The organism is Gilliamella sp. B2785, from assembly GCF_026537005.1.
Classification (GTDB): Bacteria; Pseudomonadota; Gammaproteobacteria; order Enterobacterales; family Orbaceae; genus Gilliamella; species Gilliamella apicola_E.
In genome coordinates, this window is record NZ_JAFNNC010000004.1 from 147,766 (window position 1) to 173,751 (window position 25,986).

The 25,986-nt window shown below is 35.6% G+C and carries 28 protein-coding genes and 1 pseudogene; 21 read left to right on the forward strand and 8 right to left on the reverse strand.

Going from position 1 to position 25,986, the window contains the following annotated elements; translation table 11 throughout:
* Positions 1-4 precede the first annotated feature (4 nt).
* Entirely contained in the window at positions 5-1,312 is a 1,308-nt protein-coding gene (gene tilS, locus J3U24_RS06190) for a tRNA lysidine(34) synthetase TilS (protein ID WP_267337330.1), read from the forward strand.
* Positions 1,313-1,349: 37 nt separating this feature from the next.
* Here tilS and J3U24_RS06195 read toward each other — a convergent pair whose 3' ends face one another.
* Positions 1,350-3,527: a heavy metal translocating P-type ATPase gene (locus tag J3U24_RS06195; RefSeq protein ID WP_267337329.1), complete on the reverse strand. Its 2,178-nt coding sequence runs from the start codon at positions 3,525-3,527 to the stop codon at positions 1,350-1,352.
* A gap of 198 nt (positions 3,528-3,725) precedes the next feature.
* Here J3U24_RS06195 and J3U24_RS06200 point away from each other — a divergent pair, with 198 nt between their 5' ends.
* Positions 3,726-4,040 (forward strand): winged helix-turn-helix transcriptional regulator, encoded by a 315-nt coding sequence (locus tag J3U24_RS06200; RefSeq protein ID WP_416379940.1) that lies wholly within the window; start codon positions 3,726-3,728, stop codon positions 4,038-4,040.
* Positions 4,041-4,114: 74 nt separating this feature from the next.
* Here the strand turns inward: J3U24_RS06200 and suhB are convergent, their stop codons facing one another.
* Positions 4,115-4,918, reverse strand: coding sequence for an inositol-1-monophosphatase (gene suhB / locus J3U24_RS06205; RefSeq protein WP_065734990.1), 804 nt, complete (start codon positions 4,916-4,918; stop codon positions 4,115-4,117).
* Between the two features lie 318 nt (positions 4,919-5,236).
* Between suhB and J3U24_RS06210 the strand changes: the two genes are divergently transcribed.
* The 4 genes from J3U24_RS06210 to J3U24_RS06225 all read left to right on the forward strand — a co-directional run bounded on the left by J3U24_RS06210 (position 5,237) and on the right by J3U24_RS06225 (position 16,047).
* Positions 5,237-6,925, forward strand: a complete 1,689-nt coding sequence (locus J3U24_RS06210) for a ShlB/FhaC/HecB family hemolysin secretion/activation protein (protein ID WP_267337328.1) — start codon at positions 5,237-5,239, stop codon at positions 6,923-6,925.
* A gap of 58 nt (positions 6,926-6,983) precedes the next feature.
* The gene (locus tag J3U24_RS06215) at positions 6,984-14,612 is read left to right on the forward strand and encodes a hemagglutinin repeat-containing protein (protein ID WP_267346978.1); all 7,629 of its coding nucleotides are present in this window, start codon (positions 6,984-6,986) and stop codon (positions 14,610-14,612) included.
* Between the two features lie 10 nt (positions 14,613-14,622).
* Positions 14,623-14,940: a hypothetical protein gene (locus J3U24_RS06220; RefSeq protein WP_267337326.1), complete on the forward strand. Its 318-nt coding sequence runs from the start codon at positions 14,623-14,625 to the stop codon at positions 14,938-14,940.
* Positions 14,941-15,726: 786 nt separating this feature from the next.
* Positions 15,727-16,047 (forward strand): hypothetical protein, encoded by a 321-nt coding sequence (locus tag J3U24_RS06225; RefSeq protein WP_267337325.1) that lies wholly within the window; start codon positions 15,727-15,729, stop codon positions 16,045-16,047.
* A gap of 53 nt (positions 16,048-16,100) precedes the next feature.
* Here J3U24_RS06225 and J3U24_RS11575 read toward each other — a convergent pair whose 3' ends face one another.
* Positions 16,101-16,211, reverse strand: coding sequence for a SymE family type I addiction module toxin (locus J3U24_RS11575; RefSeq protein ID WP_416380721.1), 111 nt, complete (start codon positions 16,209-16,211; stop codon positions 16,101-16,103).
* 355 nt (positions 16,212-16,566) lie between these two features.
* Between J3U24_RS11575 and J3U24_RS06230 the strand changes: the two genes are divergently transcribed.
* From J3U24_RS06230 to J3U24_RS06235, 3 genes are read left to right on the forward strand one after another with little or no spacing between them, the layout of a single operon-like run.
* The gene (locus tag J3U24_RS06230; RefSeq protein ID WP_267337324.1) at positions 16,567-16,875 is read left to right on the forward strand and encodes an HNH/ENDO VII family nuclease; all 309 of its coding nucleotides are present in this window, start codon (positions 16,567-16,569) and stop codon (positions 16,873-16,875) included.
* A 7-nt stretch (positions 16,876-16,882) separates the two neighbouring features.
* A complete protein-coding gene (locus J3U24_RS11580) occupies positions 16,883-16,984 on the forward strand; it encodes an HNH/ENDO VII family nuclease (RefSeq protein WP_416380722.1) in 102 nt (33 codons plus the stop codon).
* 11 nt (positions 16,985-16,995) lie between these two features.
* On the forward strand, positions 16,996-17,412 hold the full coding sequence (locus tag J3U24_RS06235) for an SMI1/KNR4 family protein (protein ID WP_267337323.1): 417 nt from the start codon (positions 16,996-16,998) through the stop codon (positions 17,410-17,412).
* Positions 17,413-17,504: 92 nt separating this feature from the next.
* Here the strand turns inward: J3U24_RS06235 and J3U24_RS06240 are convergent, their stop codons facing one another.
* A complete protein-coding gene (locus tag J3U24_RS06240; RefSeq protein WP_267337322.1) occupies positions 17,505-17,738 on the reverse strand; it encodes a SymE family type I addiction module toxin in 234 nt (77 codons plus the stop codon).
* Between the two features lie 76 nt (positions 17,739-17,814).
* Between J3U24_RS06240 and J3U24_RS11530 the strand changes: the two genes are divergently transcribed.
* Positions 17,815-18,396 (forward strand): EndoU domain-containing protein, encoded by a 582-nt coding sequence (locus J3U24_RS11530; RefSeq protein WP_324123769.1) that lies wholly within the window; start codon positions 17,815-17,817, stop codon positions 18,394-18,396.
* 23 nt (positions 18,397-18,419) lie between these two features.
* A complete protein-coding gene (locus J3U24_RS06250) occupies positions 18,420-18,671 on the forward strand; it encodes a MafI family immunity protein (RefSeq protein WP_220218600.1) in 252 nt (83 codons plus the stop codon).
* A 48-nt stretch (positions 18,672-18,719) separates the two neighbouring features.
* Here the strand turns inward: J3U24_RS06250 and J3U24_RS11585 are convergent, their stop codons facing one another.
* Positions 18,720-18,848: a SymE family type I addiction module toxin gene (locus J3U24_RS11585; RefSeq protein ID WP_416380492.1), complete on the reverse strand. Its 129-nt coding sequence runs from the start codon at positions 18,846-18,848 to the stop codon at positions 18,720-18,722.
* Positions 18,849-19,465: 617 nt separating this feature from the next.
* Between J3U24_RS11585 and J3U24_RS06255 the strand changes: the two genes are divergently transcribed.
* Both J3U24_RS06255 and J3U24_RS06260 read left to right on the forward strand, forming a co-directional pair.
* Entirely contained in the window at positions 19,466-19,849 is a 384-nt protein-coding gene (locus J3U24_RS06255; protein WP_267337321.1) for a DUF596 domain-containing protein, read from the forward strand.
* Positions 19,850-19,989: 140 nt separating this feature from the next.
* Positions 19,990-20,304, forward strand: coding sequence for a hypothetical protein (locus J3U24_RS06260; protein ID WP_267337320.1), 315 nt, complete (start codon positions 19,990-19,992; stop codon positions 20,302-20,304).
* Positions 20,305-20,355: 51 nt separating this feature from the next.
* On the opposite strand, the gene J3U24_RS11590 is transcribed toward J3U24_RS06260, so the two are convergent.
* Positions 20,356-20,466, reverse strand: coding sequence for a SymE family type I addiction module toxin (locus J3U24_RS11590; RefSeq protein WP_416380723.1), 111 nt, complete (start codon positions 20,464-20,466; stop codon positions 20,356-20,358).
* A 474-nt stretch (positions 20,467-20,940) separates the two neighbouring features.
* Here J3U24_RS11590 and J3U24_RS06265 point away from each other — a divergent pair, with 474 nt between their 5' ends.
* Positions 20,941-21,192, forward strand: coding sequence for a hypothetical protein (locus tag J3U24_RS06265; RefSeq protein ID WP_267337319.1), 252 nt, complete (start codon positions 20,941-20,943; stop codon positions 21,190-21,192).
* Positions 21,193-21,543 (forward strand): hypothetical protein, encoded by a 351-nt coding sequence (locus J3U24_RS06270; protein WP_065798469.1) that lies wholly within the window; start codon positions 21,193-21,195, stop codon positions 21,541-21,543.
* Positions 21,544-22,246: 703 nt separating this feature from the next.
* Here the strand turns inward: J3U24_RS06270 and J3U24_RS11595 are convergent.
* A complete protein-coding gene (locus J3U24_RS11595; RefSeq protein WP_416380724.1) occupies positions 22,247-22,381 on the reverse strand; it encodes a SymE family type I addiction module toxin in 135 nt (44 codons plus the stop codon).
* Positions 22,382-22,921: 540 nt separating this feature from the next.
* On the opposite strand from J3U24_RS11595, the gene J3U24_RS06275 reads away from it, so the two are divergent.
* Entirely contained in the window at positions 22,922-23,656 is a 735-nt protein-coding gene (locus J3U24_RS06275) for a hypothetical protein (protein WP_267337318.1), read from the forward strand.
* Positions 23,656-24,066 (forward strand): DUF3969 family protein, encoded by a 411-nt coding sequence (locus J3U24_RS06280; protein WP_267337317.1) that lies wholly within the window; start codon positions 23,656-23,658, stop codon positions 24,064-24,066. Before J3U24_RS06275 ends, J3U24_RS06280 begins: the two co-directional genes overlap by 1 nt.
* An 86-nt stretch (positions 24,067-24,152) precedes the next feature.
* Here the strand turns inward: J3U24_RS06280 and J3U24_RS11535 are convergent, their stop codons facing one another.
* Positions 24,153-24,317, reverse strand: coding sequence for a SymE family type I addiction module toxin (locus J3U24_RS11535; protein WP_324123770.1), 165 nt, complete (start codon positions 24,315-24,317; stop codon positions 24,153-24,155).
* Between J3U24_RS11535 and J3U24_RS06285 the strand changes: the two genes are divergently transcribed.
* The 4 genes and pseudogenes from J3U24_RS06285 to J3U24_RS11600 form a co-directional block, all read left to right on the forward strand.
* Positions 24,288-24,947, forward strand: coding sequence for a hypothetical protein (locus J3U24_RS06285; protein ID WP_267346979.1), 660 nt, complete (start codon positions 24,288-24,290; stop codon positions 24,945-24,947). The two genes, J3U24_RS11535 and J3U24_RS06285, sit on opposite strands and share 30 nt — an antisense overlap.
* 1 nt (position 24,948) lies before the next feature.
* Entirely contained in the window at positions 24,949-25,365 is a 417-nt protein-coding gene (locus J3U24_RS06290) for a hypothetical protein (RefSeq protein WP_267337315.1), read from the forward strand.
* On the forward strand, positions 25,365-25,649 hold the full coding sequence (locus tag J3U24_RS06295) for a hypothetical protein (protein WP_267337314.1): 285 nt from the start codon (positions 25,365-25,367) through the stop codon (positions 25,647-25,649). The genes J3U24_RS06290 and J3U24_RS06295 overlap by 1 nt, the downstream gene beginning before the upstream one ends.
* Positions 25,650-25,710: 61 nt before the next feature.
* Positions 25,711-25,986 (forward strand): annotated as a pseudogene (locus J3U24_RS11600) (EndoU domain-containing protein); the annotation flags it as partial.

A 25,986-nucleotide genomic window follows, 5' to 3' on the forward strand; every position in this document is an offset into this window, starting at 1 on the left:
GCAGATGGGTCATCAAACAAAGAGCGACAATGTGATTGAACAAACTATTTTACAACATCTAAACGGTCGGCAATCGCTACTAGTCGCTTTTAGTGGTGGGGTCGATTCAACCGTTTTAATGCAAGCATTAGTCAATTTAAAGCGACAGTTGCAAAATTTACAACTCAGAGCAATTTATATCCATCATGGTTTGAGTCAAAATGCCGATAATTGGGCTGAACATTGCAAACAACAATGCCTAGTTTGGCAAGTCCCTTTGATTATTGAAAAAGTCAAACTTGATAAAACAGCAGGCAATATTGAAGAACAAGCTAGAGAAGCCCGTTATCAAGCCATTTATCAACATTTAAAAAATAATGAGTTTTTATGTACTGCTCAGCATCTTGATGATCAGAGTGAGACTTTTTTTCTAGCCTTAAAACGTGGCAGCGGCCCAGCTGGATTATCAAGTATGCCACTTGAAAATGGTCAACACCTTCGACCATTACTCACAATTTCACGTCAAGAAATTGAGCAATATGCCAATCAACACCAATTAAGTTGGATAGAGGACGAAAGTAATCAAGATGACCATTATGATCGCAACTTTTTACGTTTAAATGTTCTACCAACACTTAATCATCGTTGGCCTCATTTTTCACAAATGGTTGCTCGTAGTGCAGAATTATGCCAACAGCAAGAAGCATTAATACATGAAATTTTATTTCCAGAATTTAAAAATATTATTGGTGATAAGAAGCAACTTAGCCTTCAACCATTATATGATTATTCAGAATATAAACGTAATGCAATGTTGCGAATGTGGTTCAAAGAGCAACATATTGGAATGCCAAGCCAAAAGCAACTTTCACTAATTTGGCATACGGTTATTCAAGCTAAACAAGATGCTAACCCGCGATTTATTTTACATAATTGGCAAATTCGCCGATATCAAAATCAGCTCTATTTGTTACCTTTGTATCAAGATATTGAGCAACAAATTTTACCTTGGGATTTAGCCGCTTCGCTAACGTTGCCGGATAATTTAGGTATATTGCAGCCCAATTACCAAACCAATTTAACTTGTCGTTTACCACAAAATGATGAAACCGTATCAGTCCGATTTCAGGCTCAAGGGCAATTTCAAATTGTTCAACGCCAGGGATCGCGCTCGATAAAAAAATTGTGGCAAGAGCATCATATTCCACCTTGGATGCGCACACGTATTCCCTTAATTTATTATAATGAACAACTCATTACCGCAGTTGGGGTATTTGTTACTGAGCAAGGTAAAGGGTCACAAATTGGATTTAACCTTATAAATAAAAAATAAGGAGACAATCCGTCTCCTCAATTTACAAAATATCAAATTATTCAGAACGCGCTTTCCATCGTTTCAACAACAACGCATTTGTCACCACACTCACACTGCTTAGTGCCATTGCTGCACCGGCTATCATTGGATTCAAAAATCCTAAAGCAGCGAGAGGGATGCCAATTAAATTGTAGAAAAACGCCCAAAATAGGTTTTGTTTAATTTTATTATAAGTTCTTCGAGAAATATCAATAGCATCGGCAATTAAAAATAGATTGCCACGCATTAAAGTAATACTGGCTGTATGCATTGCCACATCAGTTCCCGTCCCCATTGCAATACCAATATCAGCGGCAGCTAAAGCCGGTGCGTCATTAATACCATCACCAACCATGGCAACTTTATTATTACTTTGGCTATCTTTTTGTAATTGATAAATATAGTTCGCTTTATCTTGAGGCAAAACTTCAGCAATAACTTTATCTAAATTTAATTGCTGTCCTACATAATTAGCAGCTTGTTGATTGTCACCGGTTAACATAACCGTATTTACCTTTAATTGACGTAATGCATCAATAGCACTTTTCGCTTCAGGCTTAATAACATCAGAAAAACCGAATATGGCTAATATCACAATACTATTTTCTGATTGCTGTTTGGCTAAAAATGAAATTGTGTAACCTTTTTGCGTAAGCTCATTAACTTTATCCTGCATATCTACAAAATAGGCATTTAACGTTTTCATCCAACGCAGACTGCCTAAATAATATTCATGGCTATCAATCGTTGCCATCACTCCTGAACCCGCGATTGATGTAATATTTTGTGCATAACTGTAGGATTTAGCCTTAGCTAATATTGCTTTAGCTAGTGGGTGTTCACTACCTGCTTGCATAGATGCTGCAACAGAAAGGATTTGATCGGCTGTTTCCATGCCCAGCACATCTAGCTCAACTAACTCTGGTTTACCGATTGTTAATGTGCCAGTTTTATCAAATGCTACAGTATTAATATTGTGTAAGGTCTCAAGTGCTTCGGCATCTTTAATCAAAATACCATGACGAGCAGCAACCCCCGTACCAACCATTATAGCTGTTGGCGTTGCTAACCCTAGCGCACATGGGCAAGCAATCACTAACACCGCAACCGCATGAAGTAAAGCTTGCTGCCAATCATGAGAAATAAAGCCCCAAGCAAGCAGTGTAATTAAAGCAATCAATAAAATGACGGGTACAAAAATAGCACTAATCCGATCCACAATACGCTGAATTGGTGCTTTTTTCGCTTGGGCTGACTCAACCATAGCAATAATCTTAGACAACATAGAATCAGCTTGAATAGCGGTTGTTTTTACAATTAATAGTCCTTCACCATTTATAGTTCCACCGGTTACGGTACTATTGAGTGTTTTAGTAACCGGAAAACTTTCCCCAGTCAACATAGACTCATCACAACTTGATGCGCCTTCAAGAACAATACCATCAACGGGTATTCGCTCACCGGGTTTAATAACCACCACATCATTAACCTTAACCTGACTTATTGGCAAACTCACCTCTTGCTCCCCTTGTCGAACTAATGCCACTTCAGGGCGAAGCGCAGAAAGTGCCTCAATCGCTTGAGTCGTTTGATGTTTGGCCCTTGACTCTAACCATTTACCAATCAAGATCAAGGTAATAATAACCACTGATGACTCAAAATAGAGGTGATCGGCATGACCAATAATAAGCTGATAAAGAGAAAGTCCATAAGCAGCGCTGGTACCAATAGCAACAAGTAAATCCATATTCCCAGACAATGCTTTAGCTGCATTAAAACCACTACGATAAAATTTAGCGCCAAGTCCAAATTGTACAATCGAAGCAATCACTAATTGCAGCCAAGCGGGCATCATCCAATGAATTCCAAATAATTCAAGTAACATCGGCAAAACAAAAGGAAGTGCTAATATAACCGAAATAATAATCGGCCAAACTGATGCTTGCTTACTCACGTCTTTAGCGTGAATTTCCGGCTCGGAAATCTTCACTGCATGGTAACCAGCTTTATCAACTGCTGCCATTAAAGTTTCTAATTTAACATCAGCATTAGCCTTAACGGTGGCCTTTTCAGTTGCAAGGTTTACACTAACATCAATCACACCATCAATCTTTCTTAATGCTTTTTCTACACGGCTAACACATGATGCGCAGCTCATCTCTTCAACAAAAAAATTATATTCGATAGTTTTCATTTGAGGCATTCCTTGATTTTAGGTATGGTAGATATTGTAGTATTAATTATCTTTTTAACAAGAATGCACCTTTTTGATATATACTACCCAAAAAGATACTGTAAAGATAACCAAGTGAAAAATAATTCGATTATCAACCCCCATTGTGAAAAACAAGACCAGACAATTACCTATTGCCCAGTTGATGTCACAATTAATATGATTGGTGGTAAATATAAATCGCTAATACTATGGAAATTGATGTCCAAAAGCGCCATGAGATTTTCTGAGTTACACAAAGAAATTCCAACGGCCACAGCTAAAATGCTAACCCAACAACTACGCGAACTTGAATCAAATGGCTTAATTCATCGACAGGTTTTTCCAGTGGTACCACCTAAAGTTGAATATTCTTTAACTAATTTTGGCAAAAGTATAAAACCAGTACTTGAATCAATGTATTTATGGGGCAGTGACTATTTAAATAATCAAGGCTTACAAGTTAATTGTTCAATGACCGCATTAGATCAATAAATTACTGTTCGTGGTTAATGACAAGTATAGATACAGGGACAATACATCCCTGCATTTAGAGAAAGAAATTAAAATTAATTACGTAATTTTTCTGGCCAATCGTTTTGAGTCGTCACCAGCAAATCTTTAACAATTTTCGGGTTTCCTGCGACAATATTACCAGAAACCATATAATTGTTACCGCCAGCAAAGTCGGTAACCACACCACCAGCTTCACGTAAAATCAGTTCACCTGCAGCAATATCCCATGGTTTTAAACCAATTTCAAAAAAGCCATCTAAACGGCCTGATGCAACATAAGCGAGATCTAACGCAGCTGAGCCAGTACGGCGGAAATCACCACATTTAGTAAATAATTTTTGCAAAACTGCAAAATAACTATCACTATGTTGTTTCGCTTTAAAAGGGAAAGCTGTTGCAAGCACACTACCTTCTAAATCTTTAGCATTACTTACACGAATACGATAACCATTAAGTTGAGCACCTTTACCACGTGCAGCAGTAAACAACTCATTACTCATTGGATTATAAACTACCGCCACTTCGGTTTTACCTTTGACACGAGCAGCAATAGACACAGCGAAATGTGGAATATTTTTAATAAAATTTGTAGTACCATCAATTGGGTCAATTATCCATTGCGTATCAGCATCACTACCTTTAGCAAGGCCACTTTCTTCGGCAATAATAGTATGATCTGGATAAGCTTTTTTGATTGTTTCGATAATCAAAGCTTCAGCGGCACGATCTGCATTAGTCGCAAAATCATTAGCACCTTTAGTATCAATTTCGATTGAACTAGGATTTTCATAGGCCTTAATGGCAACATTACCTGCTTTACGAGCAGCACGAATAGCAATATTAAGCATCGGATGCATAATTTTCTTCCAATTGATGATGTTAAAGAACGGGTTAATTTAGCAAACTTACAAAGTTATACTAAAATTTAGGGCATAGTATAAAGGTTTTATCGATTTATTGCCAGATTATGTTGGGATCTAGATTTGAAATCGCAAAAGTAAAAATTTGGGCAATAAATAAGCTTCTAAGTAATAAAAAAACAAAATATCATATTTAAAATCATCATATTATGATATTTAACAAATTTAACATAGACATTTCAATTTATCGCCTTTAACATCATTGTATAAATTTTGTGTAATAATTGTGTAAATATTAGACTGCGAAGTTTTCGAATGAAAAAGTATATTTTAAGTTTAGCATTAGTTACCTACCCCTTTTCCGCTTTGTTGGCTGAACCTCCACCCATTAAAGAATTGAGTGATAAACAGCTTATCCACCAACAAGAACGTGAAAAAGCACTACAAGATTCTTTAACCCCTGCTTCTCCCGACATCCGTTTATTACCCCCCGATTCTAAAGAGAATGCACTTAACTTTCCAACTGAATCTTTATGTTTCAACATAAAACAAGTCAAGTTGCTCGAACGAGATAAATTGCCTTGGTACATTCCCTTAAATAAGCTTGCTAAACAAGCTGAACATCGGTGTTTAGGTGGTGAAGGTATTACTCTATTAATGACGGCAATACAAGACAGATTAATCAGCTATGGCTATATTACAACCCGTGTTGTTGCACCGGAGCAAGATTTAACAAGTGGAGAATTAAAATTACTGATCGTAGAAGGTAAAGTCAGAAATATTCTTTATACCGATGACAGTGACAAATATGCACAGCTATACACCGCAATGCCAGCTAGAATAAATCAATCGCTCAATTTACGTGATATAGAACAAGGGCTGGAAAATTTACAGCGCTTACCGACCGTGACAGCTCAAATGCAACTAGTTCCTGGCGATAAACCGGGTGAAAGTGATATTGTCATTGACCGAAGACAAAGCAAAATGTGGCGTTTAGGGTTATCGGTAGATGATTCAGGTACAAAAACTACCGGCCGTGACCAAGGTGGTATTACCTTATATCTTGATAACTTATTATCGTTAAGCGACTCATTTTATGCTTCTGGTGGGCATGACTTAAATGGTAAAGGTAAATATGGATCACGCAACTTTTTATTATCCTATTCAGTTCCTTTTGGTTATTGGCTGTTAAGTACTTCTTTATCGGGTAACAAATATCATCAAACTATTGCTGGTGAAGTTTTAGATTATAAGTACAGTGGTCGCAGTCGTAACGCCACGGTTCAACTTAGCCGCGTTTTACACCGAAATGAATCACAAAAAACGACCTTAAATTATGGCATCACTTTACGTCAATCTCACAACTACATCAATGATAAAGAGATGGAAATCCAGCAACGCAAAACAACTTATTGGCAACTTGGATTACAGCATCGACACTATATTAAAGATATTACTATCGATGCCGGAGTATCTTATCAAAAAGGCGTGAGATGGTTTAATGCTAAAAAAGCACCTGAAGAAAGTGATCCAGAAAATAATACCAGTGCGTTATCCGATATATTTTCACTAAATTTTTCAACCAATGTGCCTTTTAATTTAGGTGAGCAACAATTCCATTATCGCCTTGATTATCAAGGTCAATATACCCGAGGGAATAACTTAACATCACCAGACCAATTCTCTATTGGAGGGCGATGGACTGTTCGTGGCTTTGATGGTGAATTAACCCTTAGAGCTGATCGTGGATGGTATTTACGTAATGAACTTGGTTGGCAAGCACCATTTAATCACGAGCCATATTTAGGTATCGATACTGGTGAAGTATCTGGCGCCAAAAGTGAATACTTATTGGGTCGTCATTTGACTGGTGGTGTTATTGGTTTAAGAGGTAATAATTATGGCATTTATTATGACTTATTTGCCGGCATGCCAATAAGAAAACCCAAAGGATTCAAAACAAATCCTTTAGTATTGGGATTTAATTTGAATTGGAACTTTTAGACCATAAAACGACATTAATCAGATAACAAAAATAATGAAATAAGGGATGAAACAAATTATGAATAAGCACTTCTATCGAGTTATTTTTAATAAAAAGCGCAATATACAAATGGTAGTTGCAGATATAGCAAAAACGCCGAGTGTAGTTGAAAAAACGACTAAATCAGCGAGCTATACATTACGAGAAAATCTTTTTGTTACACTTAAACCGATAACCTTATTTATATCTATTTCATTAGGTTTTGTCGCCCTCAGCACACCGGCATATGGAAGTGATATAAAGCCTGACCAACAGGCTTCTCATCACCAACAACCACAAGTGGTTTCAACGGCTAATGGTGTGACTCAAGTGAATATTCAAGCACCGAACAGCAAAGGTCTATCTCATAATAAATACTCGCAATTTGATGTGTCACAAAATGGAGTGATCTTAAATAACGGCAATAAAATTAGCCAAACTCAAATTGGTGGTTACATACAAGGTAACCCGAATCTAAAAGTCAGTGGTCCAGCTAAAATTATATTAAATGAAGTTAATTCTCGTAACCCGAGCCAATTAAATGGTGTAGTGGAAGTTGCTGGTGGTAAAGCTCAAGTAATCATTGCCAACCCGTCAGGTATTACCTGTAATGGTTGTGGCTTTATTAATGCAAACAGAGGCACATTAACCACTGGTAAGCCAGTCATAGAAAACGGTGAATTAAAAGGATATTTAGTTGAACAAGGGCAGATTGCTGTAACCGGAAAGGGGTTTGATAGTTCAAGGCAAAGTTACACAGATTTAATTGCTCGTAGCGTATCGATTAACTCATCAGTTTGGGCAAATGAAGCCAATGTGGTGACGGGTCGTAACAACGTGAGTCTAGACGTAAAAACGATTAGTCCGTTGGATACCACAACACATGACAAACCAGAGGTTTCTATCGATGTATCGCAGTTGGGTGGCATGTATGCAGGCAAAATCAACTTAGTCGGTACTGAAAAAGGAGTGGGCGTTCATAACGCCGGTGAGTTAGGCGCCAGCCGTGAATCACTCATGATTAGCGCTGACGGAAAAATTGTCAACAATGGCGCCATGCAATCAAATAAAGATATTGTATTAAACAGCAATCAAGGTGTCATTAACAATAAACAACTTTACGCTAAAAATGAAATAAATATTAAAAGTACAAATAATATCAATAATAGTGGCACTATTGTTGCTCAAAAAGATATCAAATTAAGTGCAAACAAAATTGATAACGCATCATCGGGAACGATTGCCGCTGGTGTTGATAGCGCAGGAAAACTGAATAATCATGGTTCATTAACAGTAAGTAGTCATCAATTAACCTCTAAAGGTAAACTGTTAGCCGATCAAAAAATTGCTGTCGAAAGTAAAGATAAGGTTGATTTAGATGGTGGACAACAAATCGCCGATCAAATCGATATAAAAACTAAAGCATTGAGTGCTAAACAAAGTGTAATCAAAGCTACCCAAGATGTAAATTTGACAACTGAAAACAATCTTATTGTTAGCGATAGTCAAATTTTTGCAAATAAAGACATTAATCTGATTGCCGGACAAACTATCAACATGGACAATAGTACCATCGTTGCTAAAGATAATATTTACGCTCAAGGTCAAGACATCTCCCTACAAAATGCAAATACCTTATCAGAAAAAGATAGTACATTTATTGCAAACCAAAATAGTTTCAATCGTGAGGCTCAAATTAGCACCAAAGGTAACCTTTATATCAAAGCCAATCATATTGATAATGACAATGCAACTTTACTGTCCGAACAAGATATTTCACTAATTTCAAATAATCAATTAATTAACCGATATGCAAAGCTATTTAGTAATCGACATATCACCTTATCAGCCAGTGAAATTAATAATCAAAATGCAAAATTAAAAAATTTAGGTACCGCAACCATTACTGCTAACCTAATTGATAATCAACATGCTGTTTGGCGGGTAGATCAACTTATTTTAAAAAGCGGGCGTTTACTTAATAAAAATGCCAATATGCTGATTCAAAAAATAGCATCATTTGACACAGATGAAATAGTCAATGAAAACGCAAAAATTTTGGCTCATGATTTATTTATCCAATCAAATAAATTAAGTGGTGACGGGCAATTACTGGCAGAAAATAATTTAACTTTAAAATTAACTGATTCATTTCATAATCAAAACGAAGTCATTGCCAATAATAACATTGTGATTGAAAGCCAACAAAACATTACCAATGATAAAACGATTTTATCTGGTAAAAAGGTAAATCTAATCAGCAAGCAACTAACTAATAATGAAGATGGCGAAATCAGCAGTGATGATATACAACTTGAGCATGACATAGTAACAAATTTTGGGATTATAGATGGTCAAAATAGCTATATCGGTGCAACCACACTGAATAATATTCAAACAGGACGAATTTATAGTAATGATTTACAGATAAAAGCCCAAACCATTAATAACCGTGCCAATGGCAATCAAGCCCCAGTTATTGCTGCGCGTAATAACTTTATAATTAATGCAGAAACATTAAATAATTATAGTCATGCACTATTATTAAGCTTAGGTAAACTAACAATTAACGCTGATACTATTAATAATCACTCATCGCGTATCGAATCGGGTGATAATATGATAATTAATGCAAATGAAATTAATAACATCAACGATAATATTCAAACTGAAGTAGTTAAAGTTAGTGAACAAAATAAATCTGAATTTGCTTTCAGAAACAGTAACCGTCGGTACAGTGGCAATAATTATCAAGTAAAACAGGGCAAAGGAAAACATAAATACCCGATATTAACCGTTTATAATGAAGATGGATCGAGTCAATCAAATTATAAATATATTGAATATAACTATTTACAAACGCATTACCAAACTCAAATTACGCAAACAGACCCCGCAGAAATTGTTTCGGGTAACCATTTAGTAATTGACGCAAATCGTGTTATCAATAACAACAGTAAAATTGTAGCTGGTGGAACCTTACAGTTAAACGTAGGATCACTCGATAATATCTCTGAAAAAGGTATCGATAGAATCATTGATTCTGGCAAACAAATTAGCCATGACAGAGAATGGCATGGGGGAACTAAACGAGAATATTCATCAAAAAAGAAAAAATCAGACTATAATAATATCGTTGAAACCACGATTGATTTAGGCTCAAGTAAAATAGATGAACATCAAAGCATTTCTAATACAACGATTGATGATCGTGACAAAACGACAACAAATGTAGAGGTTGATCAGGGAGATCGTTCACTGACCCAAATTAATTCAATTGCGTCTATCGAACCGAATCTTGATTTACCAAATAACAGCTTATACGCAGTAAAAAAAGATCCAAAAAGTAATTATTTAATTGAAACCGACCCACGTTTTACTAATCGAAAAAAATGGTTAAGCTCTGACTATATGGCTAACCAATTAAAAATGGACCCTGATGAACTTCAAAAAAGACTGGGTGATGGTTACTATGAACAACAACTCATCCAGCAGCAAATAGTAGCGCTAACTGGGCAACGTTATCTAGGCGGTCACGAAAATGATATTGAACAGTATAAAGCGCTGATGGATGCGGGTGTTTCGTTTGCCGAACAATATCATTTACAAGTAGGCGTATCACTATCAGTTGAACAGATGAAAAAACTCACCAGTGATATTGTTTGGTTAGTAAGTAAAACTGTTATGGTAAATGGAAAACCAGAGCAAGTACTGGTGCCTCAAGTCTATGTTGTCAATAGACCTGAAGTATCAACAGATGGCGCATTACTTGCTGGTAAAAATATCAACATCAATAGTCAAAATGATATTTACTCCAACGGAAATGTCCTTGCCAAAAACCAACTCAATGTAATCGGACAAAACATAGACCAAGAAGGACTATGGAAAGGTGACAGCATTTTTGTTTACGCTAACGATAGCCTTAAAAGCAGTGGTGCTTTTGTCGCTGATGAAAATATTTCATTATTAGCAGTAAAAGATATCTTATTAAATACCACCACAAAAACTACCGACATTACCTACGGTGGCAATCACAATAGTAATACTGTTATTGATAAAGTAGCATCAGTACAAAGCAAACAAGGTGATATTTTAATTCATGCTGGTAATGATGTAAGCATGAATGGTGCCTTAATCGTTAATAGTGGTGATGACTCCCAAACACAAATAAAAGCAGGCCACGATATTAACCTAAATAAAGTAGATACAGGAAATGCCTCGCACGCTAATTTTGGCAAAAAAGATTACCGTGATATAGATGAAACCCATGTGGTAGGAACTGAAATACAATCCAACGGAAATATTAGTCTACTAGCAGGAAATGATATCAATACTCACGCAGCGATTGTATCAGCTGATGAGTCACTAAAAGTTATTGCTGGGAATGATATCAACATATTAGCTTCACAAGAGCATGAAGCATTAACTGACCACCACCAAAAAGACAACAAGCGAATATTAAACAATAAATCAACAATTCATCATCTTGAAATTGACAACACAACCCAAAAAGGTAGTGAACTTTCCGGCGATAGTGTAACAATAAAAGCAGGTCATGATTTAACAGTCGATGGTAGCCAAGTGGTTGGTACTCAGGATGTTAATTTATTGGCAAATAATAACGTCAATATTACTGCAGCAGAAGAATCCTATTATCAACACCAACAAACCATTAAGAAAGAATCAGGTTTAATGGGTAGCGGTGGACTAGGCGTCACTGTCGGCAAAATGAAACAAGACTTAAAACAAACCGATACCGAGCAAGCCTATGCTGGCAGTATAGTTGGCAGTACTAATGGTAGCGTAAATATTCAAGCAGGCAAAGATGTCAATATTCAAGGTAGTGATGTCATTGCACAGCAAAACATCAGATTGAAAGGCGAAAATGTCAATATTGAAGCGTTAGACGCAAAAACCACACATCAAGAAGAATATAAATATCAAAAATCTGGTGTTACTGTAGCCATTACTGGTACAGCTAGTGATATCTATAACGCTAACCAAACCTTGCAGCACTCAAGAAATCAAACGAACAAACGAACCAAAGCATTAATGGAAATTAAGGCCGGATTACAAGCGAGTAATGCGGCATTAGAAGCAGGTGCAAATTTACAAAATGGACAACCTGACGCCTCGATAGGGATTAACATCAGCCTTGGCAGTGAAAAAACAAAACGTACTGTTAATCAAGAACAACATACCGTGGTAGGTTCATCGGTCTCAGCTGGTCGAAATGTTTCAATTATTGCAACCGGCAATGGCGACAAAGGCAGTGGGGATATAAATATACTAGGAAGCCAAGTACAGGCAGGTCATGACGCAATACTTAATGCTAATCATGATATTAACATTGTTGGTGAAGAAAACACGTTTAAAACAGAAACCAAAGAGAAAAGTAGCAATGGCTCAGTGAGCGTAGGTTATAACTTTGGTGGACAGAAAAATGGATTTACTGTTTCTGCTAGCGGCAGTACAAGTAAATCACGTGAAAAAGGCAATGGTACAGACTGGACAGAAAGCATAGTAGAAGCTGGAAATAAAGTGACGCTGATTACGGGTAATGATGCCAATATCATTGCAGGACAAGTAAAAGGTGACAAAGTGGTTGCCGATATTGGTCATGACTTAAATATCGAGTCTAAACAAGATACTGACCATTATCATCAAAAAAGCAGTTCAACATCGGTGGGAGGCAGTTTTTCTTGGGGCGGTACCAGCAGTGTGAATGCCTCAACAAGCTCAACAAAAATGAACAGTGATTGGGCAAGCGTGACCGACCAATCGGGAATATATGCTGGCAAAGGCGGATTTGACATCAAGGTTGGTAATAACACCGACTTAAAAGGTGGTGTAATAGCATCAGATGCACCAAACAGCAGCCAAAACCGTCTTGATACAGGCAGCATTAGCTTTAGTGATATTGAAAACAAAGCCAAGTACGATGTTAAAAGCAGCAGCGCTGGGATTAGTAGCAGTGGCATGCCATCACTACCAACAAGTCGCAATAAGAAAGAGAGTGAAAGCTCAATAACTCACTCCGCGGTATCAGACGGCACCATTATTATCCGCAATGAAAGTGAACAAAAGCAAGATATCGCGGGATTAAGTCGTGATACCGAGCATGCCAATAATGAACTCAAACACATCTTCGATAAAGAGAAAGAACAAAGCATCATAGACCAAACGCGATTAGTGAGTGAGATTGGTGGTGAAACATTAACCATGCTTAACAACATCGACCGCATTAAAGCGACCGAAGAGGCGAAAAAAGCGGTAGAGGAAGAAAAGCAAAAATCCCAAACACCGTTAACAGAGAAACAAGAACAAAAAATTTATGAAGACGCCTATAAAAAGGCGATGGACAATGGTATGTCCGCTATGGGTAGCAATACTCGCCAAGGTATCGACATGGCGGTCAATATCATTAATGGTTTAATCTCTGGCGATATGACCGGTGCCGCTGCAGGTGCATTAGCACCTAAAATTGCCTCAATTATTAAATCGCAAACAGAGCATTACGACCCGATAACCGGAGAGAAAAAAACCGATTACATATCCAACACAGTCTGCCATGCAATACTGGGGGCTGTTGTTGCTGAGCTACAAGGGAATTCCGCTCTTGCTGGAGGACTAGGCGCTGTAGCCTCTGAACGTGGCGCTGAAATAATTGCTGGTATACTTTATCCGGGCAAATCTATAGATAAATTAAGCCAGGATGAAAAACAACAAATCAGCGCCCTCGCCCAACTGGCTACCGCTCTTGCTGTGGCAGCTGGTGGTGGTGATATTCAGGACATCAACACTGCCGTTGCTGGTGGTAAAAATGCCGTTGAGAATAACAATATGGCGACATCTGCAACAAAACAAGGTATAGAGCTATGTTTTCAGTCAGCAACGTGTAAAAAGCAACTTATCGACGGTATAATTGCAACAGCCGCAATTGCTGGAGTAACATTAACTGCATCTGAAATAGACCTTAACACTATTAATAAATATCTGGAATACACCAATTTCCCTGATTTTTGGGATTTGATTAAACCATCTTATATTGGTGAAAAAGTAACTATTAGCCCTGTAGATGTTCTTGTTGGAAGAGGGTTAAGTGTTGAAGACGCTGAAGCTTTTTTAAATAGCTTAACATTAAATGAGAGACAACTTATTAGCCTCGCTTATGCGGATCCAATGGGAAATGAATTCCTTGAAGAAAACGTATTAAAAGTTTATGACTTATATTATGATGATTACCTTAATAAAAAACAAGGTCATCAAAATAACAATGATGTATCGGAAGGTGCTGGGACTATTGCGGCAGGTGGGGCTCCAGGATTACCGCCTGATGATGACGATGATAAAAATAAATCTAAGACTAGTTCTCAATCATCAAAAAATGATTCTGAATTTCAAGATAAAGTAGATAAATCGTGGGATAAGGGTAGTTTTGATTCACCAGAAGGTTCATTAGACTATCATTTTAATAAACATGGCAAAGAAGTTGGTGCAACAACACCTCAACAGTATCTTGAAAAGGCTAGGGCTTTTGCTAATAATTTGAAAGGAGCAACAAAAGTAAATATAAAGGGTTCAACAGAAAATGTTGTTAGGTATTACAAGAACGGTAAATATATTGATATGGTAGGTAAAAAAATAATCTCATTTGGTAAACAATAGGAAAACATATATGTGGCGTAATTTGAAATTAGATGGCGTAGAAATTGAAAAAGTTGTTGCTGAATTTGTTATTTGGATGCCTATCTTACCTTATGCAAAGATGAAAATTAAAATCAGAGAACATGCAGAAGGCGGTTACACAGGAATATCAGATTTAGCTATAAAGAGAAAATTTGATGGTTGCCCTGAAAATGCTTTAGGTGATGGTGAAACTATTGAAGCAGCTTTAGAGAATACAATTAAAAGCTTTAATGAAAAGATAAAAGAAGATGGTTTTGAGGAGTTAACACCTGAAGATATAGAATACTCTGAATGGTCTGATTTTTAGTATTTACAGAATTAAGATCCCAGCATAAAAAACTGGGATTTTTATATCGGCGATCTACTTAGAAAATTTAACAATAATCTTACCTTTTTTAGCGGAAATGGTGACGAGTAGTCTTGTGGTGAATCCGAGTTAATTCAGCTAGTTGCCTTTAATGGTGTGCTGTGGAGCAGGAATGCCTTTACCAAGGTTAGGGCAATAGCCAACGGTGTAGTGGAGTGGTTCATCTTTAGCGGCTATGTTTTGGGTTTTACTGCTTTTTGGCTCAAGCAGCTATGATTGGTTGGCGAGTTCTTCAACCAGAAACACAGGGGTAATCAGTAACAATTACAAGAGTAGATGTACTAGTTGGGAAGCGATTAAATATAGCTCAATCCGAATCTTTTTTAATCAGTCTAACGTTTTTGCATTAATTGATCCGATGGGAAATAGTAACTTGAGATAGTCAGGTGTCAGCTGATACTCAAAGTGGCTCGGTTACTGTCAGTGGAGGAACAAGTTTATCGTCTGACGATGATAAAGATAAATCTTAGGATAAAGGTAGTTTTGATTCACCCGAGGGTTTATTAGACTATCATTTTAATAAACATGGCAAAGAAGTTGGTGCTGAGAATATTGAGCAATATCTTAGTAAAGCAACAGAATTTGCTAAAAATCTAAGAGGAGCTAGGACAGTAAAACTTAACAATCCTACTCCTGATGTGATTAGATATTATAAAAATGGAAAATATTTAGATAAATTAGGTGATAAAATTATCTCATTTGGTAAACAATAAAGGAACATGAAACATGTGGCATGATTTAGCTATAGATAATGTGGTAAAAATTGAGAAAAGTGTGGCTGAATTTGTTATTTGGATGCCTATTTTACCCTATGCGAAAATGAAAATTAAAATTTATGAGGATCAATCAGGAAAATTTACGGGATCAACTGATTTGCGAATAAAACGAAAATTTGATGGTAGTCCGGAAGGTGCTATCGGTTGGGGAAATACTATTGAAGAAACATTAGAGGATACAATAAATTACTTTAATGAGATCTTAAAACAAGATGGTTTAACCGAATTAACACCTGAAAATATTGAATACTCGGAATGGTCTGATTTTTAGCGTTATCTAAATTACAATCCCAGCCTAAAAACTGGGATTTTTATATCTGCGATCTATTTCGCAAGTTCAATAATCAACTTGCCCTGTTCAATCTTAATGATAACAAGGCTACCTGTATAAAACCTTATCTGCTCCAGCCATCTACCTTTAATAGTCAGTTGGATCTGGGGTTGGGCTTTGTGCCTTGTGGTACGTCGGTATAAAACCGCTCAGTAGGTTGTAGTGCCAGTGCTTTGTCTGGGGTTGATTTTAGCTTAGAATGTGCGTCAGCCATAATAACTACTCCTATAAGGGTTTTTATTGACGGTAAAAGTTATACAACCCAAACCAGCAAGGGACTTGCTTAATTATTAGATATATCAGAAGCTGATGGTGATTTACTATTTAATGCTGCATCTGGGCTTGCCTCTGCCAAAGGTGGGATAAATCTAACTAATAAACTTGCTTCTTCTGCCAATAAATTAACACAAAAAGAAATTGAGCAAATTAAGAACGGATTAGCTACTAATCAAGCTAAAAATGAAAGTCTGGCTAGACAGGGGGACGAATGGTGTAACACAGGCTGATGCAGCAAAATATTTTGGGCAAGAGCGGAAATATTGGAGCAAAGAGCCTATAGAATTTAATGGTTATAAATTTTATCAACGTAATGATTTGTTTGATCCTAACTATGTTGATCCTAAATCAGGAAAAACAAACTTACAGCTTATGGAACAAGGGAGAGCACCAATAGGTTATGATAAAAAACCAATTAATTTACATCATATGACTCATATGGCAAGATGGTGCTATAGCGGAAGTTACACAATCATTCCATCAACAATATAGTGATAAAATTCATATTAATCCAAATACTATTCCTTCGGGAATAAATCGTAACCAGTTTAACAAATGGCGCTCTAATTATTGGAAAAATAGAGCAAATGATTTTAAATAATGGGAGTATCAATGAGTGATCTAAATAACGTTATTGAACTTTTAAAAAAATTATCAAATGGAGAGGTAATTAATGCCCCTCTTCCTGATGATAATTTGCTTGATAATTATGAGAAAGAAATTAACTTTTGTTTTCCAAAAGATTACAGAAAGCTTCTTAAAGAAGCAGATAATATCTTTTATGGAACAATTGAATTATTATTAGTAACAAAAGAAAAAAAATATCCTTCTGAATTATCATTAGTATTGAATGAAGCAAGGGAGCTAGGTTTACCTGAAGATTGGCTACCAATATGTGAGGATAATGGTAGCTATTATTGTTTACTTCCAAATGGTAAAGTACATTATTGGACACCAGATGGCTATAGCAATGATTCTTGGGAAGATCTTGCAGATTGGGTCGAACAAGTATGGATTAATGGAGATTAAATAGTTTATTAGCCAAAATTTAGAATTAAGATCATTATTAAATAAATTATGAAAATAGCCAATTAAAATAGATAGAGTTCTTTTATATCGTTTTAAAGTTTCAAATCAATCTCTACCACTAACTTACCCAGTTCAACCTTAATAATAACAAGGCTGCTTCTATAAAACCTTATCTGCTCCAGCCACTTGCCTTTAATGGTCCGTTGCGGTCTGGGGTTAAGTCTGCCCAGATTCAGTGTGTAACCGATGGTATAAAATCGCTCGGCAAGGGGTTGTGCGGGTTCTTTGCATGCGTTTGATTTTAACTTAGAATGTGAGTTAGCCATAATAACTACTCCTATAAGGGTTTTTATTGACGGTGAAAATCATACAACTCAAACCGGCAAGGAACTTGCTAAATTATTGGATATACCAGAAGCTGATGGCGATTTACTATTTAATGCTGCATCTGGGCTTACCTCTGCCAAAGGTGGGATAAATCTAACTAATAAACTTGCTTCTTCTGCCAATAAATTAACACAAAAAGAAATTGAGCAAATTAAGAACGGATTAGCTGCTAATCAAGCTAAAAATGATAGTCTTGCCGGACAGGGGACGAGTGCAAAAATATCGCCTGAAAATCAGAAATACGTTGATATTTTATCACCAGAAACTAAGCAGCATATATTATATGGTGATGGACCAACCAGTGGGGGGCACATGTACCCAGGAAATCCCGGTAAATCAACTTTTCCTAAAGATTGGTCTGCAGATAAAATTGTCCATGAAATAGGGGATATTGCTACATCGCCTAATACACAATGGTATGCACAGAGTGGAACTGGTGGTCTTTATACTAAAGCAGGAAATCCTGCAAGATGGGCTGCATACGAAATTAGAGATGGGGTACGTATTAGAGTTATTTATGAACGAGCAAATGGAAAAATAATAACGGCGTTTCCGGACAAGGCGCCAGTTCCTTCTCATTATAAACCAATTAAGTAAAAAGTTATAAAGGTTAAATAATTATGTTAGTTAACAATTGTATAAAAGAATTTGGTAATTCTTTAAAAGATAGGATAGATCCTGAGTTAATAGATTATGCTTTGGATTATATTAATCATTCCGAAAATGTTTTGGCTTTTGAAACATTGTGTGATCATATTGCAGATTTTGATGTGAAAATTAGTGAAGACGAATATAACAAAGTACTTCATATTGTTGATTTACTCGGTTTGGATTTAGATAATAGATTTTTATATATAAATCCCAATAAATAATTTCTTATTTCCCGCCTTAACAAGCGGGGGATCTTTTATTATTTATTTTTAAACTTGCGAATCAATTTCTATCAGCAACTTGCCCTGTTCAATTTTAATGATAACAGAGCATCCCACATAAGAGATTATCTGCTCCAGCCACCTGCCTTTAATCGTCAGTTGTGGTCTGGGGTTGATTTGAAATTAGAATATGCCTTATCTATAATTAATTAGTTGTAGATAGCAGACTACAATTTCTTTAATCAACCAATTTCTTAACCACCTCAAACATCAATTTAAGCTATCCCAAAGTAGACCACAGCGTTGGTAGCTATAGCACAGAAATCAAGACTAATGACATAGCCTTATTACCAATGAATAACAACAATGAAGACTGTTAAATCTCAATAACTCATATAATATTAAACAGTATAGACTTCTCAATAATTTTTACAAAAAATAACGAAAAATATCAAAATGAAAAGCAACAAAAAGGATTTGATGAGTTAAAAGACATTTATAATAAAGATACAAAATGGTGGAAATCGTTACACTACTCGAATTTATGAAAGCCAAAATTTGTCAGATAAACTAATATATAATTATGCAGAGGAATTAACTGGACAACCTTTGACGAAGATTAAAGATGGTATTTATACCGCACGTCTTCAAGATGGAACTCATATTACATTAAAGCATGTATCGAATTCAAATACGGGCTGTTGGACTATTGATATAAAAAATAACACAACCTTGACAAATTTACATAAAGGATTAAGAACTGGAGCAGAAATTAAATTTAAATAGGAAAAAGTATGATAAACGAGAATGATTTTAGAACGGTTGTTGATTGGTCAGAACTAAGAGCATTTAATGGGTTATGGAATTGTATTTCTCCAGAATTGGTTTTATCTTCAGAGTTTACTGGAAACGAGATTCCATTCCCAAAAAGAAAAGCATTATTTTTTTATTTTGTTCATAGATTACTAAAAGAAGGTCGTCTTAAGTTAGCAAAAAATGGACATCTTCTATCGGGTTCAATAGACGATCAAATAAAATTATTTTATGACGCTTTTCCAAAAACGGCAGATGGAATGTTTGATAAACAAAAATTAATGGATGATTATTGGTTTTTTGATGATTCTTGTCCGGCAGAAGCCGTCTGGGTTCTGGATGATGGTTCTTTAGAATGGACTTAGGTAGTGAGTTCACAATAAACTACCTTTTTATTAGGTAATCTACTTGTCAAGTTGGACAATTAATTTGCCCTTTTTAGCGGTAATGGTGAGAAGATCAAAGTCATTCTACTAATCATGTTATCAATAAGGACAAATAATATATGAAAGATCATTATTTAAAGTTGGTTGATGTTAATTTATCTATGTTTTCTATTGAGTTAGATAAAAACGAAGTTATTATTGAAATTTTAAATATGGATAATGGTAGCGAAGTTTGTACCATCAATATAAATAACATCATTACATTACAATATCAAAATAACATCGATGAAAAGGATATTTTACCTGCATATATCGGTGAACTTGAAATATCAAAGAACCTTGATAATGGGCTATATTATTTGAAAATGCAAGGTTGGGTAGACTTGTCCTTAGTTAGTGCGAATTGCTCTATAAATTATCCTCATACAACATAGTTATTCATTAAAAATCCCTACATAGTAGCGGGGAAAATCAACTATTTATTTTTAAACTTGCAAATCAAGTTCAACCACCAACTTACCCTGTTCAATCTTAATGATAACAAGGCTACCTGTATAAAACCTTATCTGCTCCAGCCATCTACCTTTAATAGTCAGTTGGGTCTGGGCTTTGTACCTTGTGGTACGTCGGTATAAAACCGCTCAGTAGGTTGTAGTGCCAGTGCTTTGTCTGGGGTTGATTTTAGCTTAGAATGTGCGTCAGCCATAATAACTACTCCTATGAGGTTTTTTATTGACGGTAAAAGTTATACAACCCAAACCAGCAAGGGACTTGCTTAATTATTAGATATATCAGAAGCTGATGGTGATTTACTATTTAATGCTGCATCTGGGCTTGCCTCTGCCAAAGGTGGGATAAATCTAACTAATAAACTTGCTTCTTCTGCCAATAAATTAACACAAAAAGAAATTGAGCAAATTAAGAACGGATTAGCTGCTAATCAAGCTAAAAATGATAGTCTGGCTGGAAATGGGACGAAGCTTGAAATAGATCCAAATAAATTTGATTATCTTTATGGCAAAGTAAATAGCGGATCACATAATACTGCTCGTTCAACTCAATTATCCCAAATGATGAGACGGCTTGGGCTACAGACCAATGAATCAGGTACAGCAGTATTAACAGAACACTTTAATAAAGTAATAAATACAAAAGGTAATGTTATTGATACTTATAAAAAAGGTTCTCAGAGTTTTGAAGTTAGAGAATCTTTTTTAATGGGGCCTTCTGGAAAGGGTACTATATTACATACGTCATTTGAAATTATGCCAGATGGTTCTCGTAGATTTGTAACAACAATTCCAAAAGAAGGAAAAAAATAAATGTTTATTCGATCTTTTCCAGATGAAATAGATTTGTTGGCTTTTTTTGAGGGAGAGCCTATTTTTCAAAATGCAAAGGATTTGCACTTTGCATACAAATATACTGATCAAAATGAAATGTCTCTGACTTTTTCGTTTAGTGCAACTGAAGGTTGGATACAAACAGTTATAGAGCTTAAACAGAAAAAAATAGCACACAATTTAATTGAGGGGGTAGAATATTTTAAGATAGTAAAAGATGTAGATGGCGAGTACCTAATGACGGAGGTTGTACTTGAAGATACAAGAACGGAGGTTGAAATAAGATTGCAGCCTTTTATTGTTACTAAATTTTTAACGTTAATAAAATAATTAATTTATCTGTCTGTCTTTGATTTAATCATATTGAAAATGATCAAGTTAAAGCACTTTTACAACGCCCTGATATTGTTAATAAACCTGTTTATAATCCAATTCAAATAGGAGGAAAGGTTGAAACAAATAAATTTGTACGACAAGTGGATGTAGGTAAACCAATAGGCTTTGATCAAAGTGGAAAGAAAACTTCGGTTATAACTATTATCACTGATAGGAAAGGGAATTTGATAAACACATTTCCGGGTAAATTGTAATTTAAAAGGATAACTATAACACTGATTAATTTAAAAAATCCGTGAAAATAATGAAGATGATGATTTAGTATTATATCGAACGTTTCACAAAAATAATGGGCGTTACTTAGAAAGAGAAGGTGAGTCAGGAAAATTCAAAATACTATGGAATATTGATGATGCTTCATCTTCTGTATTTAAAGAGCCCCAAGATATTAATATGTTAATGGATGATCTTGAAACCGTTTTGGATGAGGCCCATTCTGAAAATGACAATAAAATGTGTAATCACTTAAAAGAAATATTTGTTCTCTGTAAGCTCTGTTTATGGAATAGCGGTAAATTTTATTTAGAATTTACTCCTTGGGGAGTAATATTGGATAGTTATCCCCGCTGCCTTCCTGATAAATATAGATTTAACATATCAACTATCGACGAATGATTGCCTAAGCTACTACGAGCATTTAAACGGCGGAGCTTTTATTACTTTTTAAACTTGCTTCAAGTTCAATAATTAACTTACCCTGTTCAATCTTAACGATAACAGGGCTGCCCACATAAAAACCAAATTGCTCCAGCCACCTGCCTTTAATGGTCAGTTGTGGTCTGGGGTTGGACTTTGTGGCATATAACCCTCAGTATAAAATCGTTCAGTGATGGGCTGAGTGTTTTTTGCGTACGGTTGATTTTAGCGTAGAATAGAATAGGTCCTAACCATATAATTAAATTCTAATTAATTAGTTGCAGGTATCAGACTACAATTTCTTTAATCAATCAATTTTTTAACCACCTCAAACATCAACTTGATTTACCCAAAAGTAGACCACAACGTGGTGTAGCTATGGCACAGAAATCAAGGCTAGTGACATAAGCTTATTACCAAGGAATCACAACAATAAAGACAGTTAAATCTCATCAACTCACATAATGTTAAACAGCATAGACTCCTCAATGTTTTTTACATAATAATGATGAAAAACAACAAATCAGTGCCCTCGCCCCTACCGCTCTTGCTTCCGGTGGTAAAAATGCCGTTTAGAATAACAATATGGCGACATTTGCAGCAAAACAAGGTATAGAGCAATGTTTTCACTCACCAACGTGTAAAAAGTAACTCACCGACTATATAATTAGCCGCATTGGCTGGAGTAACATTAACTGCATCCGAAATAGACCTTAACACTATTAATAAATATCTGGAATACACTAATTTCCCTGATTTATGGGATTTAGTTAAACCATCTTACATTGGTGAAAAAGTAACTATTAACCCTGTAGATGTTCTTGTTCCAAGAGGGTTAAGTGTTGAAGACGCTGAAGCTTTTTTAAATAGCTTAACATTTAATGAGAGACAACTTATTAGCCTCGCTTATGCGGATCCAATGGGAAATGAATTTCTTGAAGAAAACGTATTAAGAGTTTATAACTTACATTATGATAATTACCTTAATAAAAAACAAGGTCATCAAAATAACAATGATGTATCGGAAGGTGCTGGGACTATCGCGGCAGGTGGGACTTCAGGATTACCGCCTGATGATGACGATGATAATAGTAACCGAGATAAAAATAATAATAATACTCAAAATAATGCTTCAAAAGATCCTAATGAAATTAAGCATACTTATAATTCAATCAAGGATTCACCTAATTATCCAAAAGGGTTCAGAGGTGTTCAGAATGGTACAACAAAACATAATGTAAATAACGGGCAAGCTTTAGAAAATCTAAGAAAAATTGAACAAGGACAATGGAAAAAAGTGTACCAAAATGGATATGATTCATCGGGAAATAGAGTTTCAATCCATTATTTTCAAAGTCAAAGTGGTCGAGTATTTAATGTTAAAGTAAAACCAGGGTGGAGTCTAAAGTAATGAAGCTAGAATTGACTACGAGTAAAATAGATGAGATAGAGTATTTTTTATCAATTACCCTTTTAGGGGTGATTGAAGCTATTTTAAATAAAAAAATTAGTATTGATGAAGCTGAGAAAATTTTCTTCTCACCAGGAGTTGCATCTAACTTAGAAAAGGTAGGGATAGATTATTCTATTATTAAATCAATATGGTTAGGTACTGAATTAGAGGATGTTTATAGTTTAATTCCTGAAAAATTGAATGAATCTTTGTTAGAAATTAAGAATATGCTTTTAACCAAAATCTCAACTTATGAATTCAATCTATATAATTATTTAATTGATGAAATGAATATTAATTTAACATCTAATTTATATCAGATCATAACTCCTTTTCCGGAAGATAAAGATGTTATTTTAGAAGACTAATATCTATCATTCCAGTTCTGTGATTCCTATCGCAGAACTGAACTAATTATTTACCAACAATGCGATCTACTTCGCAAGTTGGACAATTAACTTGCCTTTTTAGCAGTAATGGTAACCGTTTGCCCTGTTGCAAATCCTACCGCTTCTAACCAATCGCCTTTAAGGTGCAGCGCAGGGGGGTTGCTGTAGTGGGTGCGAGCCTGTGCGGCTTTGTGTTCGTAGTGGACGCTGATGTTTTGCCTGTGGATGATTTTAGCTTAGAATGTGCGTCAGCCATAATAACTACTCTTATAAGTTTTTTTATTGACGGTAAAAGTTATACAACCCAAACCGGCAAGGGACTTGCTAAATTATTGAATATATCAGAAGCTGATGGCGATTTACTATTTAATGCTGCATCTTGGCTTGCCTCTGCCAAAGGTCGGATAAATCTAACTAATAAACTTGCTTCTTCTGCCAATAAATTAATACAAAAAGAAATTGAACAAATTAAGAACGGATTAGCAGCTAGTCAAGCTAAAAATGAAAGTCTGGGTGGACAGGGGACGAATAGTGCTCAAGGACTTGTCGATAAGGATTTTGAAAATTATTTGAATCAAACTTTAGGTGGTAAAGGTAGCTTTACATATAAAGGGCGAGAGTTTGATGGCGCTTATGGTCCAAATAATTCAATCTGGTATGAGGCTAAATCAGGACGCTATTGGCAAGACCATGCTCAGGCAGGTAGTAAAGGATTTGAGAAATTCAAATCCGATGTGGTATCTAATGCGAGTATTGCCAAGCAAAACGGTGCTTCTTTTGAAGTGCATTCTAACACACCTATCCCTCAGCATGTTAAAGATTGGTTAACATCGAAAAACATACCGTTTAAGGAGTATTAATATGGGAATGCAAGTCAGTATAGATATAAATTTTGCACAAGAATATTCTCCTAAAGAGATATTAAAGTGCCTAATAAATAATGGCTGGAATATTTATTATCAAAATATAGTTACTTATCTATCGTCAAATGATATTGATGATTATGACTGGCTGAATATGGACGTGAACCTGTTCAATTTAGATGAGTTTATAAACTCTCATAATATTATGAATAAAATCGGTATAGTGATGGTTTATGATAATGAATCAGGAGGTAATTTATTAATTTACCCTAATTATTTATCTATGTCATTGTCAATAAATCGTCAGTATTTATCTGGGCAAGATATTCCAGATTTTAATTGGTATCTAGATAAAATGAGTGGTTTTTTAAGAAATATAAAACTATCTAGCATACAGTGTGAAACCATCTACTAATGAATAACCCCCGCCTAACCAGTAGGGGGATCTTTTATTATTTTTTAGAACTATATAGCAAGTTCAACAATCAACTTGTTCTGCTCAATCTTAATGATAACTGGGCAGCCTACATAAAACCTTATCTGTTCCAGCAACTTGCCTTTAATGGCCAGTTATGGTTTGGGTTTGCGTTTGGGGTTGGGGTTGGGGTTGGGGTTGGGCTTTGTGCCTTGTGGCTCATCGGTTTAAATCGTTCGTTAGGTTGTGATGCTAGTACTTTGTCTTTGGTTGATTTTAGTTAAGATTATATTTTAGTCATTCAATAATAATTAACTTCTAACCTGTTAGGAGCACATTTACTCAGGAAATCTTGGTAAATCAACTTTTCCTAAAGATTGGTCTGCTGATAAAATTGTCCATGAAATAGGCGATATTGCGATATCACCTAATACACAATGGTATGCACAAACAAGTACTGGCGGTATTTACACGGGAAAAGGTAAACCTGCAAAGTGGGTTTCTTATGAGGTTCGCGATGGTGTAAGAATTAGAGTTGTCTATCAGCCAGCAAATGGAAAAATAATAACAGCATTTCCTGACAAAGCTCCTGTCCAAAATACTTATAAACCAATAAAATAA

Coding starts and splice junctions, on each gene's coding strand:
- tilS (WP_267337330.1), top strand. CDS start 5: ATGGGTCATCAAACAAAGAGCGACAATGTGATTGAACAAACTATTTTA.
- J3U24_RS06195 (WP_267337329.1), bottom strand. CDS start 3,527: ATGAAAACTATCGAATATAATTTTTTTGTTGAAGAGATGAGCTGCGCA.
- J3U24_RS06200 (WP_416379940.1), top strand. CDS start 3,726: ATGATTGGTGGTAAATATAAATCGCTAATACTATGGAAATTGATGTCC.
- suhB (WP_065734990.1), bottom strand. CDS start 4,918: ATGCATCCGATGCTTAATATTGCTATTCGTGCTGCTCGTAAAGCAGGT.
- J3U24_RS06210 (WP_267337328.1), top strand. CDS start 5,237: ATGAAAAAGTATATTTTAAGTTTAGCATTAGTTACCTACCCCTTTTCC.
- J3U24_RS06215 (WP_267346978.1), top strand. CDS start 6,984: ATGAATAAGCACTTCTATCGAGTTATTTTTAATAAAAAGCGCAATATA.
- J3U24_RS06220 (WP_267337326.1), top strand. CDS start 14,623: ATGTGGCGTAATTTGAAATTAGATGGCGTAGAAATTGAAAAAGTTGTT.
- J3U24_RS06225 (WP_267337325.1), top strand. CDS start 15,727: ATGTGGCATGATTTAGCTATAGATAATGTGGTAAAAATTGAGAAAAGT.
- J3U24_RS06230 (WP_267337324.1), top strand. CDS start 16,567: ATGAAAGTCTGGCTAGACAGGGGGACGAATGGTGTAACACAGGCTGAT.
- J3U24_RS06235 (WP_267337323.1), top strand. CDS start 16,996: ATGAGTGATCTAAATAACGTTATTGAACTTTTAAAAAAATTATCAAAT.
- J3U24_RS06240 (WP_267337322.1), bottom strand. CDS start 17,738: ATGGCTAACTCACATTCTAAGTTAAAATCAAACGCATGCAAAGAACCC.
- J3U24_RS06250 (WP_220218600.1), top strand. CDS start 18,420: ATGTTAGTTAACAATTGTATAAAAGAATTTGGTAATTCTTTAAAAGAT.
- J3U24_RS06255 (WP_267337321.1), top strand. CDS start 19,466: ATGATAAACGAGAATGATTTTAGAACGGTTGTTGATTGGTCAGAACTA.
- J3U24_RS06260 (WP_267337320.1), top strand. CDS start 19,990: ATGAAAGATCATTATTTAAAGTTGGTTGATGTTAATTTATCTATGTTT.
- J3U24_RS06265 (WP_267337319.1), top strand. CDS start 20,941: ATGATGAGACGGCTTGGGCTACAGACCAATGAATCAGGTACAGCAGTA.
- J3U24_RS06270 (WP_065798469.1), top strand. CDS start 21,193: ATGTTTATTCGATCTTTTCCAGATGAAATAGATTTGTTGGCTTTTTTT.
- J3U24_RS06280 (WP_267337317.1), top strand. CDS start 23,656: ATGAAGCTAGAATTGACTACGAGTAAAATAGATGAGATAGAGTATTTT.
- J3U24_RS06290 (WP_267337315.1), top strand. CDS start 24,949: ATGGGAATGCAAGTCAGTATAGATATAAATTTTGCACAAGAATATTCT.
- J3U24_RS06295 (WP_267337314.1), top strand. CDS start 25,365: ATGAATAACCCCCGCCTAACCAGTAGGGGGATCTTTTATTATTTTTTA.